At 63.0% G+C, this 18,942-nt stretch carries 14 protein-coding genes; 7 read left to right on the forward strand and 7 right to left on the reverse strand.

Annotation, left to right across the window (positions count from 1 at the left end):
* Window positions 1-2 precede the first annotated feature (2 nt).
* From VJ923_RS08065 to VJ923_RS08080, 4 genes are all read right to left on the reverse strand, one after another.
* A complete protein-coding gene (locus VJ923_RS08065) occupies window positions 3-1,562 on the reverse strand; it encodes an ATP-binding protein (protein WP_326440341.1) in 1,560 nt (519 codons plus the stop codon).
* A 194-nt stretch (window positions 1,563-1,756) separates the two neighbouring features.
* On the reverse strand, window positions 1,757-2,716 hold the full coding sequence (locus VJ923_RS08070) for a LysR family transcriptional regulator (protein WP_326440343.1): 960 nt from the start codon (window positions 2,714-2,716) through the stop codon (window positions 1,757-1,759).
* Window positions 2,717-2,969: 253 nt separating this feature from the next.
* On the reverse strand, window positions 2,970-3,347 hold the full coding sequence (locus VJ923_RS08075; protein WP_326440345.1) for a hydrogenase maturation nickel metallochaperone HypA/HybF: 378 nt from the start codon (window positions 3,345-3,347) through the stop codon (window positions 2,970-2,972).
* A 185-nt stretch (window positions 3,348-3,532) separates the two neighbouring features.
* The gene (locus VJ923_RS08080; RefSeq protein WP_326440347.1) at window positions 3,533-4,912 is read right to left on the reverse strand and encodes an ATP-binding protein; all 1,380 of its coding nucleotides are present in this window, start codon (window positions 4,910-4,912) and stop codon (window positions 3,533-3,535) included.
* 413 nt (window positions 4,913-5,325) lie between these two features.
* Here VJ923_RS08080 and leuS point away from each other — a divergent pair, with 413 nt between their 5' ends.
* On the forward strand, window positions 5,326-7,902 hold the full coding sequence (gene leuS / locus VJ923_RS08085; RefSeq protein ID WP_326440349.1) for a leucine--tRNA ligase: 2,577 nt from the start codon (window positions 5,326-5,328) through the stop codon (window positions 7,900-7,902).
* Here the strand turns inward: leuS and VJ923_RS08090 are convergent.
* A complete protein-coding gene (locus tag VJ923_RS08090; RefSeq protein ID WP_326440351.1) occupies window positions 7,899-10,649 on the reverse strand; it encodes a PAS domain-containing hybrid sensor histidine kinase/response regulator in 2,751 nt (916 codons plus the stop codon). The genes leuS and VJ923_RS08090 overlap by 4 nt on opposite strands.
* A 178-nt stretch (window positions 10,650-10,827) precedes the next feature.
* On the opposite strand from VJ923_RS08090, the gene VJ923_RS08095 reads away from it, so the two are divergent.
* Window positions 10,828-11,520 (forward strand): SanA/YdcF family protein, encoded by a 693-nt coding sequence (locus tag VJ923_RS08095; RefSeq protein ID WP_326440353.1) that lies wholly within the window; start codon window positions 10,828-10,830, stop codon window positions 11,518-11,520.
* Between the two features lie 9 nt (window positions 11,521-11,529).
* On the forward strand, window positions 11,530-12,372 hold the full coding sequence (locus tag VJ923_RS08100) for a hypothetical protein (protein WP_326440355.1): 843 nt from the start codon (window positions 11,530-11,532) through the stop codon (window positions 12,370-12,372).
* On the opposite strand, the gene VJ923_RS08105 is transcribed toward VJ923_RS08100, so the two are convergent.
* The gene (locus tag VJ923_RS08105) at window positions 12,369-12,812 is read right to left on the reverse strand and encodes an IS1096 element passenger TnpR family protein (protein ID WP_326440357.1); all 444 of its coding nucleotides are present in this window, start codon (window positions 12,810-12,812) and stop codon (window positions 12,369-12,371) included. The genes VJ923_RS08100 and VJ923_RS08105 overlap by 4 nt on opposite strands.
* A 300-nt stretch (window positions 12,813-13,112) precedes the next feature.
* On the opposite strand from VJ923_RS08105, the gene VJ923_RS08110 reads away from it, so the two are divergent.
* On the forward strand, window positions 13,113-13,751 hold the full coding sequence (locus VJ923_RS08110) for a TetR/AcrR family transcriptional regulator (RefSeq protein WP_326440359.1): 639 nt from the start codon (window positions 13,113-13,115) through the stop codon (window positions 13,749-13,751).
* On the opposite strand, the gene VJ923_RS08115 is transcribed toward VJ923_RS08110, so the two are convergent.
* Window positions 13,752-14,669: a 3-phosphoglycerate dehydrogenase gene (locus VJ923_RS08115; RefSeq protein WP_326440361.1), complete on the reverse strand. Its 918-nt coding sequence runs from the start codon at window positions 14,667-14,669 to the stop codon at window positions 13,752-13,754.
* Window positions 14,670-14,984: 315 nt separating this feature from the next.
* On the opposite strand from VJ923_RS08115, the gene VJ923_RS08120 reads away from it, so the two are divergent.
* From VJ923_RS08120 to VJ923_RS08130, 3 genes are all read left to right on the forward strand, one after another.
* Entirely contained in the window at window positions 14,985-16,463 is a 1,479-nt protein-coding gene (locus VJ923_RS08120; protein WP_326440362.1) for a bifunctional phosphopantothenoylcysteine decarboxylase/phosphopantothenate synthase, read from the forward strand.
* A 571-nt stretch (window positions 16,464-17,034) separates the two neighbouring features.
* Window positions 17,035-17,706 (forward strand): response regulator transcription factor, encoded by a 672-nt coding sequence (locus VJ923_RS08125; RefSeq protein ID WP_326440364.1) that lies wholly within the window; start codon window positions 17,035-17,037, stop codon window positions 17,704-17,706.
* Window positions 17,707-17,793: 87 nt separating this feature from the next.
* Complete coding sequence (locus VJ923_RS08130; RefSeq protein ID WP_326440366.1) at window positions 17,794-18,843, forward strand: sensor histidine kinase; 1,050 nt, start codon at window positions 17,794-17,796, stop codon at window positions 18,841-18,843.
* The last annotated feature ends 99 nt before the right edge of the window (window positions 18,844-18,942 follow it).

Below are 18,942 nucleotides of genomic sequence, written 5' to 3' on the forward strand. Positions count from 1 at the left end.
GCTTAGAAGTGGGCGAGGCTCTCGCGGGCGTTGTCGCGCCCGATGAGGTTGTGCTCGAAGCGCCAGGCGGCCTTCAGGTTGTAATCGTCCTCCAGCTGGTGCGGGAGCTCCGGAATCTCATCATCGGGACGCTTGACCAGCTTGCGGGCCTTTTGCGGGCAGACGTAGGCGCACTGGCCGCAGCGCTGGCAGAGATAGTCGGTCACTTGCGGGGATCCGCCCATGCCGTCCATGGTGATGGCTCCCATGGGGCAGCGGCCGGCGCAGGTTCCGCAGGTAATGCACTCGGTGAGGTCGACTTCCAGCTCATAGTGGGAGCGATGGTTGAAGGCGACGGACTGCTCCTGCAGCTCCTCCCAGCCGCCGAGGGTCGCAGCTCCCGCTTCCCACTGCGCGGTGATGCCGCAGACCTTCGGGTTGCACATGCAGGCCCAGGCGTGCTCCTTGCCGTAGAGGCAGTGCAGGATGAAGCCCGCATCGCGCGCCCGCTGCACAATCTCCAGCGCCTCTTCCTGGGTAATGCGGCGTCCGAGGCCCAGCGACACCAGGTACTCGGCATCGTCGCCCAGGGCAAGGCAGGTCTCGATGCAGTCGCCGTTGTTGTCGCGGTAGTCGGTGAACTCGCCTGTGGCAAAATCCTTGAAGGTGGGGAAGGGCTCGCCCTTCTCGTGGCATTCGAACACGTAGGTCTCGTAGCGGCAGGAGCAGGGCTGCACGGCGATGTACTCGTGATCGCGGATAACCTGGTCGAAGTCGTCGTAGGCCAGAAGCTCGCTCTCCTCCGAGACCACGTCCTTGTTCAGGGGCACCGACATGAACACCGGCGTGCCGGACAGCGCATGGTCCTCGGCCAGGCCCATGCTGCCGAGCAGGGGCCACACGAAGTTCTCCGGATCGGCATAGTACTCGTCGCAGTAGGTGTAGGTGTTCACGCCCTCGGCGAAGCCGGGGATGTTGTAGGTGCGGCCCTCGTTGCGCGTGCGGAAGGGCAGGTAGGTCTTCTCGCTGAAGAACTCGCAGAGCTCCTTGCACTCTTCGTAGGTGCGCTCGATGCCCTCCTTGCGGCACTTGTGGTAGTACTCGTTCACGGTGAACTCGACGCCCCAGGGCATATCCAGGTAGGCTTCCACCTGCTCCTCGGTGAAGGTGTCCATCATGCGCTCGAACATGGCGTCGTTCAGGCCCTCGCCGCAGCCGAAGCCGTGGGTGTGAATGAGCGCGCGCATCTTCACGTAGGCGGCGGGCACCACGGTGCCGTCCTCCTTCACCCACTCGGTCTGCGCGTCGACGTACTCCTTACGGCGGCGGTTCAGCTCCTCGAGCGGCATGGTGGAGCCGCCCAGGGCCGCGATCTCCGGCGGGGTGCCGCGCCACACGGTGCCGTCGCTCAGCACCACCTCGCCCTCCTGGGCCGCGTAGGCCGTACCTGTGTCGGGAAGCTCCGGCGCGTTGAGCACCTTGGGAGCGCAGCCGGTCATCGTGCCCATGGCGCCGGCAGCGCCGAGGGCGCCCATGGCACCGATTGCGCTTAGAAAGTTTCTACGAGAAATGTTCCCCATCATGGCAGATCCTCCGTCTCTTGCGTCTGTCCGACCGCGGGCCGCCTTCGGGTCGCCGTCGGACATCTCGGGCGTCTCCTCCTTGAAGACGCCCTCATTCTAGACGCTGAGCAACAGGGTTAGGTTATCGTCTCGTTGAGGTTTTACGCAGCGCCGCTTCGCGAAACGCAAACGGAAGATTCGCAAAAGCGAAAAGCCTATTGAACAGCGGAAACAGGGTAGTTAAGATCTCTAACGAGATTGAGGTACTCGCATTGGAGGAGGCTGAGCGAGGCAGGCCGGTATAGCAAGTAGGCGTCGGCGATAAGCTCGCTCTCGAACCGGGCACAGGGATGGTCAGGAAGGTCGAAGTCGCCGGGGGCGCCCTCCATGGGCTCGAGCCAGAAGACGTACTCGTCGTCGAGGTGCTTGAGGAAGGCCTCGGAATTGCGCAAGATGCGCTTGTAGAGCACCTGGAGGGAAACGTTGCTTTCCTCGAGTCGCTCGGTGACGCCTTCCATGATGATGGACGAGACGGGATTCAGCGCGGCGATGACCGTCGCGCGGTCGAGTTCCGCTGCTCCCAGCGTGGTTTTGCCCGCCGTGGGGTGCTCGGGCGTGCAGGCGAAAACGCAGTGGTAGGAGCCGATGCGGGCCCAGGCGACATCGTTTGGCACGGTACCTTCGATAGGGCGGCTGGCGCCCCGCACGAGGAAGATGACCGAGGCGTCGCTCAGCCCATCGGCCAGAATTTCCAGGGGGTCTTCGAAATCGTATTCGTTGGAGCTGAGGATAACTTTAGTGCCCGGGTGCTTTGCGAGGAAGGCCTCCTTAGCTGCGGCGATGGGCGGCTCGAGGATATCGAACTCCGGGAAGCTCAGGCGCAGGGTGGTGTTGCCATCGACCGCGCAATCGCGCAAAAGCTCGTTGTACTCGAACATGATCTTCTGCGCGTGCTCGAGGGCGGTCTCGCCCTCGCGGGTCAGCGTGAATCCGTTCTCGCGGGAAAAAAGCTCGCAGCCTATTTCCCGCTCGATGGCGGCTAGGTGCTGGCTGAGCGTGGAAGGGGACATGTGCAGCGCCCGGGCGGCGCTCGTGAGCTTCGTGTAGCTTGCCAGCGTGACTAATTCCTTGAGATAGGACAGCCTCATAGATACCCCCGCTTCTCCATAGCGCATTGCTTCCGCCTCGCCTGGGATCGACTGATCGGACTTTACCACGGACGGCCGATCCTCTGCGATGCAGGCGAGACAAGATATATCATTCGCAGTGTCAATAAGCAAGGAGTTTCGTGCATCGAGCGCTGCCGCTCGCACTGGCGTCTCCCGAACCCCGTTTGCGCCGGTGCCCCCTCAAGCCCTGCTTTTGCGAGCGGTATTCCGCGGGGTGGAAGTATGTTCTGGCGAGGGATCCTCGAGGGCGGTGTCTGCCCTAGGCTACTGCGCTGTCGGCGAAGCGGGCGACAACAATCTGGTCGAGGGTGAACTCCATGCCGGAATACAGGTGGTAGTTGCGGTGGGCGCCGCAGCCGGGGCAGGTCCAGGTGGAGGAATCGCGCACGTTCAGCGGGAACACGTGCCCGCACTCGTTGCAGCGCACCGTGTAGGGGACATGCCTGATGACGAGCTTCGCGTTTTCGGCCACGGTGCCGCGGGCCAGGAAGGTGAACAGCCCCTGCATATAGTCCTCGATGACGTCGCGGCCGTCGCCGATGGTCAGGTGGACGGCGGATACCTCGGCGACGCCGACGCTCGCGGCGTGCTCGAGCACGGTATCGACAATCGGGTGGACCAGTGCCATTTCGTGCATGATGCGCTCCTTTCGCAAAGGCGTCCAGACGCTTTATCCCCTGTCAGGCGAGTGCTTTATCCGAAGTATAGCCCTCGCAGTGCGCAGGTGGCCCATCGCCCTGTTCGCGATTGTCCCACCTCCCGTTCGCGAAATCGAAACGCGGTGTTTGGCTTACGCGGCAGCCTCGACGAATTCGGTCTAGCTCAGGAAGCAGAGGGAGGCCAATCGCTGCGATCAAGAGGTCGCAAGAACCATTTCCAGGCAGGAATGCAATGAATGACCCTTTCGCCACGCTCGATGTTTTCCTCGAATCCCTCCTCAATTACAAGAACGGATTCTTTTAGGCCGAATTCGCTCATAGCTTCCCAAAGGGCACGGTATTCTCGCCGGCGCGTCTTTTCGCCCTCAAGGTTCGTGGCAACCTGAACGAGCTGAATGTCGCTGTCGAAAAGAGCATCCCCTGCAACGAAGTCGACTTCGTAGCCATGCTCTTTCGTTTTGAGATAGGATACGGCCGCATCGCGAGCGACGTCGAGGGATCGGAGCAGTTCAATGCATACGGCATCTTCGAGGGCCTGTCCTTCATCGATGGTTGATGCCGGCGCATTGGCGCGCGCGAGACCTGGGTCTATAGGATACGCCTTTGCCATGCCGCCGTCTTTGTCGGCAACCGTGCGCGATCGTTCCCGAACAGAGTAGATGAGAAAAGCCTCTCCGAAGTAGGAAAGCGCATCGCTTAAGAGGGCCCGTCCGATGGGAAAGCCGGCGGACTTAAGCTCGTTCTCGGTTTTTCTCAGCGACAGTAGCCGGCCGCACAAGCGCATGATTTTGCGCGAGAAGGCCGTAATGCCGCGCGGGCTTCCGAGGTCGTGGCGCTCGAGCACATCGCGGGCCACTACGCGCTGGGCATACCCTTGAAGCATGGAAACAGCCTGTGGCTCGCTTTGGTTCTGGACGGCGGGAAAGCCCCCTCGCCGGAGGTAATCTCGGAATGCGCCTTGAAGCCGCACGCGATCAGTAGTGGAGAATGCAGGGGCATCAGTGTCGATATTCGAATAGTGGAACCGCACATACTCGCGGAAGCTGTAGGGATATTGGATGAATTCAAGGGTGCGTCCTCGCAGTTCGGTAGAAAACTCAGCCGATAGCATTTTCGATGAAGATCCCGTTACGAAGATTGTTGCCTTCGTGGTGTCAATGATGCGCCGAAGCCATTTTCCCCACCCCGTCATTTCCTGTAGCTCATCGAAGAAAAGATAGCACCCTTCCGTGGGAGCTTCGGGGTGCAGGTAGAAGAAGGCTTCAAGCACGTCATCGCCTGTTCGGGGGGTTACGGGATCGAGTCGGTCGTCCTCGAAGTTGAAATAGAGCATGCGAGAGGATTCCACCCCGCACTGCTCTAGTGAATCCATAGCCTGAAATAAGCGGTAGCTCTTTCCGCTCCTTCGCATGCCAGTAATGACGGTAGCCAGATTACCCGCCTTTGGTTCAAGGGGTTCGCCCAAATTCAGTTCTCGGGGGAAGATGGGTCGGTAGGCATCGAGAGAAAAGCCCTGAATCTTTTCCAATATCGTTTCGTTCATGACCAGTCTCCAATATTGGCTTAGAAATAAAGCCAATAATAGCAAAATTGGCTAGAGATACAAGCCACTATTTCTCCTAATGCGAAAACTGAGGAAGGGGAAGAAGATTTCTCGTTCGCCTGGCGCGTAGGGTCAATTCCCAAATACACCGTTTTGACCTGGGGAGTTAGTTTTCCTGAAACCAGCTTTAGATATTGCAACCAACCTTTTGTTCCCTTCGGGTTCCCGAGATTCTTTAATGGGGTCTAGCGCGATTTGTCCGCTGGGTCCATTGTTGTTTTCCGCCCATCGTGCTTGGTGGCGCAGTTCCAACTCGTGGGGGTTTCTTGGGGCAGCGCATCGCTATAATGGGGAAATCAACTCGCGGCCGCGGGAATCGCGCGGTCGAAAGCCACGTTTTCCGAGGGAGCGCCATGAAAGCCTACAACCCCCATGAGATCGAGCCCCGCCTGCAGCTGGCCTGGGAAGAGGCCGGCCTGTACACCGTGCCGGAGAATTCCGATCGTCCGAAGAAGTACGTGCTGGAGATGTTCCCGTACCCCTCGGGCGACATGCACATGGGGCATGCGAGCAACTACACCTACGGCGATGTGGCCGCCCGCTACGCCAAGATGTGCGGCTTCGACGTGCTGCATCCCATGGGCTGGGACGCCTTCGGTCTGCCTGCCGAGAACGCGGCCATCAAGCATCACAGCCACCCGGCTATCTGGACCTACGAGAACATCGAGACCCAGAAGAAGAGCTTCTCGCGCATGGGCTTTTCCTACGACTGGGACCGCAAGGTGGTGGCGTGCGACCCCGAGTACTACCGCTGGGGCCAGTGGATCTTCCTGAAGTTCTGGGAGCGCGGATTGGTGGAGCGCCGCAACTCGCCGGTGAACTGGTGCCCCAGTTGCGCTACCGTGCTTGCCAACGAGCAGGTCATCGAGGGCCGCTGCTGGAGGTGCGATTCCGAGGTGGAGAAGCGCGACCTCACCCAGTGGTACTACAAGATCACCGACTACGCCCAGGAGCTGCTGGACGATTTGGACCAGCTGGAGGGCTGGCCCGAGCGCGTGAAGCAGCAGCAGGCCAACTGGATCGGCCGCTCCGAGGGCGCCAACGTCGACTTCATCCTGTGCGACGCTGAGGGCGTGGTGCCGGCCGAGCCTGCCGACGACGACATCATCACCGTGTTCACTACCCGCGCCGACACGCTCTTCGGCTGCAGCTTCTTCTTGCTTGCCCCCGAGAGTAAGTTGCTGAAATCGCTGGTGAAGGGCACCGACTACGAGGCGCCGGTCATGGAGATCGTGGAAGCCGCCAAGAAGGTGACCGCCGTGGAGCGCGCCCAGGGCGACCACGAGAAGCACGGCGCCTTCACGGGCCGCTACGTGGTGAATCCCATCAACAACGAGAAGGTGCCCGTATGGGTGGCCGACTACATCGTGGCCGACTACGGCACCGGTGCCGTCATGGCCGTGCCTTGCGGCGATCAGCGCGACTTCGAGTTCGCCCGCAAATACGATCTGCCCATCATCCCCATCATCCTGCCCGAGGACGACCCGCTCTATCCCCAGCTGAAAGACGAGCAGGGCCGTGTGGTCACCTCGGTGGACTGGCCGCAGGCCTATGCCGCCGAGGGCCAGCTCGTGCAAAGCGGCCGCTTCACCGGCCTTACCGGTGGCAAGCATTCCGAAGGCGAAGAAGCTGTGGTGGCCGCCCTTATGGACATGGGCCGCGGCAAGCGCACCGTGGAGTTCCGCCTGCGCGACTGGCTCATCAGCCGCCAGCGCTACTGGGGCAACCCCATCCCGGCCATCCACTGCGAGCAGTGCGGCGTGGTGCCCGTGCCCGAGGAGGATCTGCCCGTGCGCCTGCCCGAGGACATCGACCTGGCCGCCGGCGAGACGCTCGCCACCCACGCGGGCTTCGTGAACACCACCTGCCCCCACTGCGGCGGCCCGGCCCGGCGCGAGACCGACACCATGGACACGTTCACCTGCTCCAGCTGGTACTACATGCGCTACACCGACCCGCACAACATCCATGCGCCCTTCGACCCGGCAAAGGCCAACGGTTGGATGCCCGTGGACCAGTACATCGGCGGCATCGAGCACGCCATCCTGCACCTTTTGTACAGCCGCTTCTTCACGAAGGTGATGCGCGACATGGGCCTGCTCGACTTCGACGAGCCCTTCACGAACCTGCTGTGCCAGGGCATGGTGCTGGACGCCCACGGCGATGTGATGAGCAAGTCGAAGGGCAACGTGGTCTCGCCCGAGGCGGTCATCGCCGAGTACGGCGCCGATGCCGTGCGCGCCTACATCCTGTTCTTGGGCCCGCCCGAGAAGGAGAAGCTGTGGAACGACGACGGCTTGCCGGGCATGTACAAGTTCCTGAACCGCGTGTGGCGCGTCGTGCACGATCTGTGTGGCCAGGCGGGGGAGGACACCCTGTTCGGCGGCACTGAGGCCGATAAGGAAACCACTCACAAGGCGATGGACGCGCTGCGCCGCGAGCGTCACCGCGTGGTGGGCAAGGTCGAGGAAGACTTCGCGCGCAACAACTTCAACACGGCCATCGCTGCCATCATGGAGCTCGTGAACGCGACCACGCCGTTCTTGCGTGCGGCGTCGCCCGAGCGCCGTCTGGGTTGCGAAACTGCCGGCGCGTTCAGCCGCGAGGTGGCCGAGGTGCTGGTGAAGCTCATGGCGCCCATCACGCCGCATCTCGCCGACGAGCTGTGGCGTGTGGCGCTGGGCAACGAGGGCTTCGTCTACGACCAGCCCTGGCCCGAGTTCGATCCTGAGCAGGCCAAGGCCGACGAGGTGGAGCTGGCCGTGCAGATTTGCGGCAAGATCAAGTGCCGCATTAAGGTGCCTGCCGACGCTCCCGAGCCCGAAGTGCTCGAGGCCGCTCGCGCCGCCGTGCTGAACAATCTGCAGGATAAGACCGTAAAGAAGGAAGTCTACGTCCCCGGCCGTTTGGTGAATATCGTCGCCGTCTAGCTCAGCACTGCGTCCAAGGCAGCGAAGAGCTTATCGATCTCGATGGGCTTGGTGAGGTGCCCGTTCATGCCGGAGCGCAGGGCCTTCTGGCGGTCTTCCTCGAAGGCGTCGGCGGTCATAGCGAGAATGGGGATGCGGGCGCGGGCCGGGTCGTTCAAGCGGCGGATGGCCTTGGTCGCCTCGTAGCCGTTCATGACGGGCATCTGCACGTCCATGAGCACCAGTTGGAAGTGGCCCGAAGGGGCGTCCATGAGCTTTTCGACGGCCTCGCAGCCGTTGACGGCGTATTCCACCGTGAAGCCCTCGTCTTCCAGAAGGGTGATGGCGATCTCGCGGTTGAGGTCGTTGTCGTCCACCAGCAGAATGCGGCTGCCGCGCATGGAATGGCTCGGGTCGAGGTGCGGCGTCTTGGCTGCTTTGGCCTGGGCCGCATCGCTTTTGCTCGCCAGCTGCAAATCCAGCTCGATGGTGAAGGTGGTACCCGCGTCTCTCTCGCTTTCCACGGCGATAGAGCCGTGCATCATGTCAACGAGGTTCTTCGTGATGGCCATGCCCAGCCCCGTGCCCTGGATGCCGCTGATGGTGGAGGTGCGCTCGCGCTCGAAGGGGTCGAAGATGTGCTCGACAAATTCGGGACTCATGCCGATGCCGGTGTCCGACACCTTGAAGCGGAAGCGCCCGTAGCCTGCCGGCGCCCCGTCCAACTCCTCCACCTTCACCTTGATAAATCCGCCGGGCTTGGTGAATTTCAGCGCGTTGCCGAGCAGGTTCAGCAGAATCTGGTTGAGGCGCAGCTTGTCGCAGCGCACGTCGGTGTGGCGGATGCCGTCGGTGTTCACGGAGAAGTACAGCTGGCGCGCGCTCGTTTCGGCCTGGATGATGCTGTAGAGGTCGTCCAGCAGATCGACGAGGTTGTAGGGCTGCTCGTCCAAGGACACCTTGCCGCTCTCGATGTGGCTCATGTCCAGAATGTCGTTGATGAGGTTCAGCAGGTGGGTGCTGGAGGACTGAATCTTGTCCAGATATTCGCGCACCTTCTCCTGCTGGTCGATGCGGCTGGCCGCCAGAGTGGTGAAGCCCACGATGGCGTTCATGGGCGTGCGGATGTCGTGAGACATGTTGGAGAGAAACGCGCTTTTGGCCGCGTTGGCGCGGTTGGCCTCGGTGAGGGCCTCTTCCAGCAGCGCCTTTTTCTTCATCTCCTCGCGGGTCTGGGCATCCACGCTGCGCAGGCCCAAAACGACGTCGTGGGAGAATTGCCAATCGCCGCTGCGAACGACGGTGGCTTGGCAATACTCCGTGGCGTCGTCGCGGTGAATGCGGTAGTTCACGTGGGTGCGCGCCTGGTCGGCCAACGCTTCGAGAAGGCCCTTCGCCGAAAGTGCCTCGCGCAGCATGGGCTGGTCCTCTTCGACGACGTTCGCCTCGATGTAGCCGTCGATGCAGCTATCTAGGCTGAGAGCGCCGGCAAACAGCTCGTCCAAGCCACGGTGCTCGCCGTCGCTCACGCGCAAGGCCATGCCCTTCTCGGAATCGAGACTGAAAGAGCAGACGACCAGATAGTCTTCCGAAAGCGCCTGGATGAGGTCGTTCTGGCGGCGATCTCTCTGCACCTCTTCCAGCTTCTTGTCGGTGTAATCCAGAAGGAAGCGCTGGTAGAACAGCTCGCCGTCATTCTCGATGAGTTTCACGCTGCCAAGAACGTGGAGGATGTCGCCATTGTTGTGGCGCACGCGGTACTCGGTGCTAACCGAGTCGCCCACGTGCTTCAGCATGCTGATGGAGTCGCGCAGCCGCGCGGCATCTTCGGGGATGACCGAGGGGGCCACCATGTCGAAGCCGGCGGCCATGAGCTCGTCGCTGGACTCGTAGCCCAAGATGTTGAGTGCGGCCTGGTTGGCGCCGATAAGCCGCGTGCCGTCGAGCGAGTGGGTGATCACGCCGCACTCCATGGTGGTGAAGATGGTCTCCATGGTGCGGTTCTTCTCGACGATCTCGTTTTCGAAGGCGCGCTCTTTGGTGACGTCGATGCCGACGCCGACGGTGCCCATGACCGAGCCGTCAATGTTGTAGAGCGGAGATTTGTAAGTGGTGAGCAGCCGCGTGCCGTCGCTGGTCTGCACGGTCTCTTCCGAGACGATGGTGGATTTCGTCTCCATGACCTGGCGCTCGGATTCGATGCAGGCGGGGTCGTCGGCTTCCACGTCCCAGATGTAGGCATGGCCGCGGCCCTGCACCTGCTCTTTGGCCTTGTTCACCGTGGCGCAGAAAGCGTCGTTCACCTTGTGGTGGATGCCGTCGTCGGACTTGTACCACACCAGCGACGGGATGGAGTTGATGGTGGCCTCGAGGAACTGGCTCGTTTCCCAGGCGTCGGCGTAGCGCTTGCACCCGCGCTGCCAGTGGTCGAAGCGGTAGGCTGCCTCGACGGCGCTGACGGGGGATGTCCATATATCGGCAATTTGACCGAAGAAAGGCGCGAGCTGGTCGATCTGCTCGTGGGAGGCGATAAGGGTGACGGTGCAGGTGGGCTTGCGGCGGGCGAGAAGCGTCTCGGCCCAGGCCACGGCGTCTTTGCCGGTGACGTCGGCGAAGATGGTGCCGGCGCCCGCGGCCAGCTCGGTATTGGGCTCGTCGCTGGAAGTGAAGCTATGGGTAAACGAAGGCAGAGGCTTTGCATCGCGAATGATGCGTTCAATCTCGTCGGTCAGACCAACGAGGTAGAAAGTTACCGGGCATTGGTACATAGCACGCGTCCTTTGAAAACACTCGGCGATTCGTTAGCGTTACGAATAGGCAACAGTTTTTTAACCTGCCCAGTATACCAACTTTATCGGGGCTTATTTCCCTCACTGCCAGGGAACTTCAAATTTGCTATAGTAGTTCCTTCCGCTTTCCGAATACGTAACGAGGAGGTGCCCTGCGGTGCGCGACCAGACCCGTTCCAAGCCCCTGCGGCGCCGCGTGCTCGCGGTTCTTCTCGTTGCGGTTGTTGTGGCTGGGCTCGCGGTGGCGGTGGCCAACGTGGTGACCGTGGCCGCGACGCGCGAGAGGGTCGTCACGGTGGACGGGGCGGCATCGGCCCTTGCCGCCGACCCGGCCGATGCGGTGGTGGTGCTGGGGGCAAGCGTGTACCCTGACGGCACGCCGAGCGACATTCTGGCCGACCGCTTGGAAGTGGCGTGCGACTTGTACAAGGCCGGCGCGGCCCGGGCGATTATCGTCAGCGGCGACAACCGCACCTCCCATTACAACGAATCCGACGCTATGAAGGCCTACTGCGTGACCCTGGGGGTGCCGAGCGAGGATGTGTACGTAGACCACGCCGGGAACACCACCTATGAATCGATGTGGCGGGCGCGCCATGTCTTCGGGGCCGAGCGCATCATCGTGGCCACCCAGGCCTACCACCTCTATCGCGCTATGTTCGCCGCCGACTGCCTTGGCATGGATACGTGGGGCGTGGCCTGCGACAAGGGCGCCTACGACAACCAGCAGCGCTACAGCATTCGCGAGGTGCTCGCCCGCACCAAGGACTTCTACGCGGCGTTGCTGCGCCTTCCCGTAGCCACCTCGGGGGAGGCGGTTTCGCTGGATGCGTCCGGGGATCTAACGTAAGGGGGACGGGTGCAGAGCCTATCGACAGGGTTGAATGCCCTCACGGACCGCCTGGGGCCCAAGGCCGCGGCAGCGCTGAAGCGCTCGCGCAACAAGGAGCGCTACCGGGCCGCGGTGGAGCGGGCTTGGCGTGGTCGCCCCGAGGTGGCGCGCTTGGTGCTCATGCACACCAACGGCATCTACATTGCCAAGGACGAGCGTCCGCGCAAAGGGCCCGATCGCGATCGCGACATCTGGGTGTTCGGCATCTACCTGGATGACGCCATGGTGCGCACCGAGGTGGATGCTTGGCAGTCGGTGCTGCTGACGGCGTTGCGCCAGGAGGGTCTTTCTGTGGAAGAGCTGCGCTTCATGCCGGCGAAATGGGACATGCGCCAGCGCCGGCTGTTCCCGGAGCTGTGGGAGGAGGATGCGACGGCGGTATCTGAGCGCACCGGGGGCCGCTCGCTTCAGGGGCGCGATGAGTCGCGGGCTTTGGATGTGGTGAAGCGCGCTGTCTACCTGGTGTTCGAAGACACCGAGCAGGCCTGGGCGTTCCTCGAGCAGGTGCGTGGTGCCTCGCTGGACGAAGTGCCGGCGACCAGGGATGCCGGCGAGGGGACGGCGGGCGAGGGGTGCCGTCAAGGGGAGAAGCGCTACTGGCTCACCTTCTACGTGGACGACACCGAGGCGATGAAGCGGCTTGCGCGCAGCTTCGGAGGCGCCATCGTGTCCCGGGCGCGCCGACTCGGCCTGCGCATTCGGGGCATATCCGTGCGCCAGGCGGGGCCAGAGCTTGCGGGCATGCGGACGTTTCAGCGCCAGGGCGCCTCGGTTCCCTATCGCCTGCTGAAAGGTGGCGAGGGCTCTTAGCCGAACTGCTCCATCGCTTGGGCGGAATCGAGGGAAATCGTGAGCTCCCGGCCGTTGGTCAGGTTGTACATGTAGAAGAGCGGTGGGGCGCTGCGGGCGAGCACCCGGCCTACGGGCACGTCAGCGGCGCAGTAAATGCGCCGGCAGCGGGCCGACAGGCAATCTTGGGTACTGAACAGAAGCGGATCTTCGTAGCGGCAGCTGCCTTGGCTGAAGTAGTAATTGTGGGCGTCGTCCCACCCGAAAAGCCGCATGATGACTCCGTGCAGGTCGGCGAGGGAGTCATCGGCTCGCACGGAGGCATTGCGCAGGTGCGAGGGGTCTCCGTCCACCAGGCCGATAACCACGTCGAAGGTAGCACCCCCGAAGGCGAGCTCACCCGACGCAGCTTCGGCGGCGCACGGCCGTTGGCCCGGGAATTTGATGATCTTGGCAGTCACGGCTCGAGCCTTTCCTCTTCTCCTCATGACGGGCGCATTGTAACAGCACTTTTCCCTTGCGGACATCAAATGGTTGGAAATGCGCGAAAAAGCGGACGCGAACAGGGAAAAACCTTCCTCTTACGCTGAGCGGACAAGTCAGGAATTTAAGGGATTTGATGAGTCTTTCGCTTAAGGTCGGCGCCGTTGGCGCGGGCGGTATAATCGTTGCGCATTGCCGAGGCGCTCTGCTGCGCGTTTTGGCTGCGAGGTGTGTTTTATGCTGCGTCCGAGGGGCGCGGCTGGTTCGGAAGGCGGGTCATGGCCCAGCAGCGGGGGAAGACGAACAAGGCGGATGCCACGCGGCGCCAGCTGCTCGATGCGGCGCTTTCGGTCATTTCCGAGCGGGGCTACGCTGATACGACGGTGGATCGCATTGTGGAAGTGGCTGGCGTATCCAAGGGCGTGGCCTACTACCATTTCGCCAGCAAGGCCGATATCGCCACCTGCATTCTGGTTGAGGGGGTCGGCGGGATTATCGATGAGTTCGAGGTCGTTGCCGCCGCGGCGCCCTCGGCCACCGATGCGCTCGTGGCCATGATGGAATCCTTCGCCGCCGTTATCTTCCGCAATGCCGATTTCGGGCGTTTTCTCGTATCTGAGCTGTGGCGTCGCGGACGGGAATGGTCGGATGCCCTGCGCGTTTTAGAGGAGCGCCTGCTTGCTGTGCTGCGCTCCCAGATCGAGCGAGGCCAGCGCGAGGGCAGCATTCGCGCTGGCGTTGACGCATCGTTTGAGGCCGTGGCCATCGTGGGCATGGTGCTCACGGCCACGTTGCACTACATTCGCGAGGCCGAGCAGAGAATCGAGGACGGGTGCGCGCCCGCCCGGGCCCATGCCGAGACCGAGCGGGCGTTTCTCTTCCACATTCAGGATTACGTGCACCACGCCAACGCGTAACTACATGTTCACGCAGTGGCTCTTCTCGCCGCTCTCCAGGTAGGTCATGACCTCTTCCACGGCCATCTTGGCGCAGTTGTCCTCGGCCTCGGCGGTGGACGCGCCCAGATGCGGAATGACAATGGCGCGCTCCATCTTCACCACGGCGGGATTGGCGAAGTCGGTCACGTAGGTGCTCACCTTGCCGGAGGCCAGGGCTTCGGCCATGGCGGCATCGTCGACGAGCACGTCGCGGGAGAAGTTCAGGAACACGACGCCGTCCTTCATCTGGCCGATGGCCTCGGCGTTGATCATGCCCTTGGTGGCGGGCAGCGCCGGCACATGGATGGTGATGAAGTCGCTTTCCTTGAGCACCTTCGGCAAATCGGCGAACTCGACGGTGGGGGAGATCTGCTCGTGCACGGTAATCTCGTCCATGGCCGGGTCGTAGCCGACGACCTTCATGCCGAGGGCCTCGGCGGACTGGGCCACGAGACGGCCAATGGCGCCCAGGCCGATGATGCCCAGGGTCTTGCCCGTGATCTCGCCGCCGGCGAACTGCTTTTTCGCCTTCTCGGCCGACTTGCCCACGTTCTCGTCATCGGCGTTGTTGCGAACCCACTGCACGCCGCCGATGATGTCGCGGCTCGCCAACAGCATGCCGGCCAGCACCAGTTCCTTCACGGCGTTGGCGTTGGCGCCCGGCGTGTTGAACACGGCGATGCCGGCCTCGGCGAACTTGTCGAGCGGGATGTTGTTCACGCCGGCGCCGGCGCGGGCCACGGCTTTCAGGTTGGCCGGGATATCCATCTCGTGCATGTCGGCAGAGCGCACGAGGATGGCGTCGGCCTCGTCGATGTTCTCGGTCAGCTCGTAGTTGTCGGTCAGCAGGGCCAGGCCCTCGGGCGAGATATTGTTCAGGCAGTAGATTTTGTACATGATGCTCCTTTCTCTGGCACCTTCAGCATACCGCGAACTTTAGCGCGCTAAAGCGAAAGATGTGCTGACGGGGGGAATGTGCTTTCGTGCGGTCTACGGGTCCGCTCGCGGGGGTGACGGGGTCATCGTCGCTCCTCCCGCTTCGCTGTTCAGCCTTCGACTTCAGGCGCTACGCTCCTTCATGCTTTTATGGGCGACCTTCGGTCGCTTTATAGTTAGTGTTCAGAGAGGATCGCCGACGACCCCGTCGCCCCCCGCGAGCTACGTAAGCGGGCAAGCGTTTATAATGGATGGAACACGACTCAAGGAGGCGCTATGTCGAAGGAACGTCCGTTGGTGCTGCTGGGCATCACCGGCTGCATCGCCGCTTACAAGGCCTGCGAGATTCTGCGCGGGCTGCAGAAGGCCGGGGTGCGCGTGAAGGTGGTCATGACCGAGCATGCCACGAAGTTCGTGGACCCGGTCACGTTCCGAGCGCTCTCCCACGAGAAGGTGGCGGTGGGGCTGTTCGATGACCCGAGCGACCCCATCCACCATATTTCGCTTGCCCAGGAATGCGATGTGTTCCTCATCGCGCCCTGCACGGCCAATGTGATGGCGAAGGTGGCCTGCGGCATTGCCGATGACCTGCTGTCCACCACCGCTCTGGCCACCACGGCTACGCTGGCCATCGCGCCGGCGGCCAACGTGCATATGTACGAAGCGGCGGCCACCCAGGAGAACATGGCCACGCTGCGCCGCCGCGGCGTGCGCTTCATCGAGGGCAGCGCGGGCTATCTGGCCTGCGGCGATGTGGGGCGCGGCCGTTTGGCCGATCCGGCTGTGGTCGTACGCGAGACGTTGGCGCTGCTCGCCGAGCGTGTGGGCGAGGATGCCCTGCGCGCGGCCTGCGAGGCCCACGGGGAGGTGCTGTTCGCTTCGGTGGCAGAGCAGATTGCCGCGGCTTGCGCATCGGCCCCTGCGGCCTCGCTCGATGGCGCCCCCGAAAGCAAGCCCGCCGCGGCTTCCGCCCCCTGTCATCCTGAGTGCGAGGCCGAAGGCGCGGAGCCGAAGAATGTCTCCGCTGCCCCTGTTGCCGAAGCCCCCCAGCCCGGGGCCGTGGCGGACGGTGAGGCTGCCGTGCCCGCGGGGGCTTTGGGCGGGCGCACCGTGCTCGTGACGGCCGGCCCCACCGTAGAGCCCATCGATGCGGTGCGCTACATTTCCAACTACTCCTCGGGCAAGATGGGGTATTCCATCGCCGAGGCCGCCGCGGCCCAGGGTGCCCGCGTGGTGCTCGTGTCCGGCCCGGTGGCCCTGCCCGCGCCAGAGGGCGTGGAGGTGGTGCCGGTGAGGACGGCCCGCGACATGCTGGCTGCTGCCTCATCGGTGTTTCCGGCGGCTGACGTTGCGGTGTTCGCCGCCGCCGTGGCCGACCTGCGCCCGGCCAACCCCGCTGACCGCAAGTTGAAGAAGGGGCGCGACGATGCGGCTTTGGCCAACGTCTCCCTGACGGAGAACCCCGACATCCTGGCCACGCTTGCCGCGGGCAAGCGCCCCGACCAGCACGTCGTGGGTTTCGCCGCTGAAACCAACGACGTGCTCATGAACGCCCACGCCAAGCTTAAGAAAAAGCACGCCGACATGATTGTGGCCAACCAGGTGGGCGACGGGCTAGCCTTCGGTACCGATGATGACGAGGTGTGGCTCGTGACCGCCGATGACGAGGTGCTGCTGCCCCTTATGAGCAAGCGCGATGTGGCCCGCCGCCTCATAGAGGTGGTAGCCAGGCATCTCTCCCGCCCGGGCGCGTAGGGATTTCCCATAGGAGCGGCAAAGCTCTCCCACAGAGGCGACGAGGCTCTCCCACAGGAGCGGAAGCGCTCGCTCATGTCTGGGCGGCGAAGCTTTCACGCTAGAGCGAGTAAAGTTTTCCGCCCTGTTTTGCGAGAAAAGCGGGTTTGTTTGCAGTGGGGGTTTTTCCGCTGCGGCAGTGCTTCATGGCGAAAACTTCACGACCTGGGCTTTTTCTATTTGCGCTTTGAAGGGAAGAGATCTTCCGCAGAAGCGATTCGGGCCGAATGTCTAACAACTGCGTTTTTCTTGCAAAAATGGCGCGAAAACTTTTCTTGGGTCGAAGGCTTGCAAGCCTGGCCTCGGTCGGGGTTTGCAGGCTCTGTCTTGGTTGGGGAATTTGCAGGCTCTGCTTTGGTCGGGGAACATGCAAAACCCTGCGTTGGTTGAGGAGCGCGCATAGCTCCGCCTCGATCGGGGGGTGCGCAACGGGAGGGGATTACGAATCTGTAAGAGTGGACCGATTTCGCCGTCGCGCAGGGGTCTTTTGCCGGGGGCGCGCTATCATGGTGCCTAACGAGAAAGGGGTCCTATGCGGGTTTTGCTGGTCGAGGACGACAACGCCATCGTGCGGGCGCTTACGGAGCTTTTGGAAGGCGAGGGCTTCGCCGTGCGCTCTTGTGCAACTCAGGACGGAGCCTGCGCGGCTCTGGCCGTCGACGAGTTCGATATCGCGCTGCTTGACGTGACCCTTGCCCAGGGCAACGGATTCGCCGTGTGCGCGGCAGCCCGTGAGGCGGCGCCGGAGATGCCGGTCATTTTCCTGACCGCCTCCGACGACGAATACTCCACGGTCGCCGGGCTCGATATGGGGGCGGTGGACTACATCGCCAAGCCCTTCCGCGCCCGCGAGCTCGTCTCGCGCATTCGGGGGGCGCTGCGGCGCAAGAACCCCACGGACAACGTGCTCGCGGCGGGCGATGTGCGCCTCGACGTGGCCTCAGCGGCGGTGACCAAAGAAGGCCGCGAGGTGTTCCTCTCGGCGTTGGAATACCGCCTGTTGCTCTATTTTCTGCAGCATAAGGGGAAGCTCGTGACGCGCGAGAACCTGCGCGACGCCATTTGGGACAGCGCCGGCGAGTACGTTTCCGACAATGCCCTGAACGTGTACGTGAAGCGCCTGCGCGAGAAGGTGGAAACCGACCCGTCTGACCCGCAGCTCATCGTCACGGTGCGCGGACTCGGCTACAAGGTGGGGAAATAGATGGGTCGAAGAGGGCTTTCAGGTATGGTCGGGGAAAGCGGAAAGATCTCTTGCTCGACCAGGCGCAAGGCAAGGGCGGGGATATAAGTGGGGTCCTTTTCGACGCTGCTGCGTCAGTGCGCGTTCGTGATGATGGTCGCGGCCGTTCTCGCCTGGGCGGCTCCGGCTGAGGCAAAGCTTTGGGTGGCGGGCACGGGCTTCGTGCTGCTGGCCATTTTTGCGGGCATCTCGCTGTACCGCCATCACCAGATTCGCCGGCTTGCCGCGGAGATTGACGAAGTGCTGCATGCTGGCCGTACGGTAGATTTCTCGAATTGCCGCGAGGGGGACGTGGCGGTGCTTGCCAACGAGCTGGGGAAGGTGGTGGCGCGTCTGTCGCGCACCCGCGACCAGCTGGCCGCTGAGCGCAACGCTCTGGCTGATTCCTTGGCCGATGTGTCCCATCAGATTCGCACGCCGCTGACGGCCGTCACTCTTATGCTGCCGGTGGTGGAGCGCGCCGACGACCCGCGCGAGCGCAAACGCGCTGTGCGCGAGCTGGAGGCCATGATAGAACGCGTGTCGTGGCTCGTGACCACGCTTTTGAAGATTGCGAAGGTGGATGCCGGCGCTATGCACGTGGAGCGCCGCGAGGTGCGTGCCGCCGACGTGGTGCGCCGGGCAGTGGCGCCTTTGGCCACGGCCATGGACCTGCGCGACGTGAACCTGGTGCTTCAGCTGGACGAGGCTGCCACCTTCCAGGGCGATGCGCCGTGGACCGCCGAGGCCGTGGAGAACATCGCGAAGAACTGCATGGAGCACACGCTGGCGGGCGGCACGGTGACGGTGGCCGTGCGCGAAAACGCCCTGGCCTGCTCCATTACCGTATCCGATACGGGTCCCGGCATCGCGCCCGAGGATCTGCCCCACATCTTCGAGCGCTTCTATCGGGGAAGGAGCGCGGGCGCGGTGGCGCCTGAGGGGACGGCCGAGGGGGCGGCTGACGGCAACAATGATGTGCGCCAGCCCGCCGGTTTCGGTATCGGGCTTTCCCTGGCCCAGGCTCTCGTGTCGGCCCAAGGCGGCACCTTGCGCGCCGCGAACAGCCCGGCCGGCGGCGCCCGCTTCGAGATATCCTTCCCCAAACTGGTGGTATAAGGGCGGTATAAGGGTCAACATCCATTAGAAATGGAAAACTCGGTTGATTGACGGAAAACGGTTCGCGAGGTAAACTGCGTGGTGCTGGGTGGCTTGCCG

Source organism: Adlercreutzia shanghongiae (assembly GCF_035830635.1).
GTDB classification, from domain to species: Bacteria; Actinomycetota; Coriobacteriia; order Coriobacteriales; family Eggerthellaceae; genus Adlercreutzia; species Adlercreutzia shanghongiae.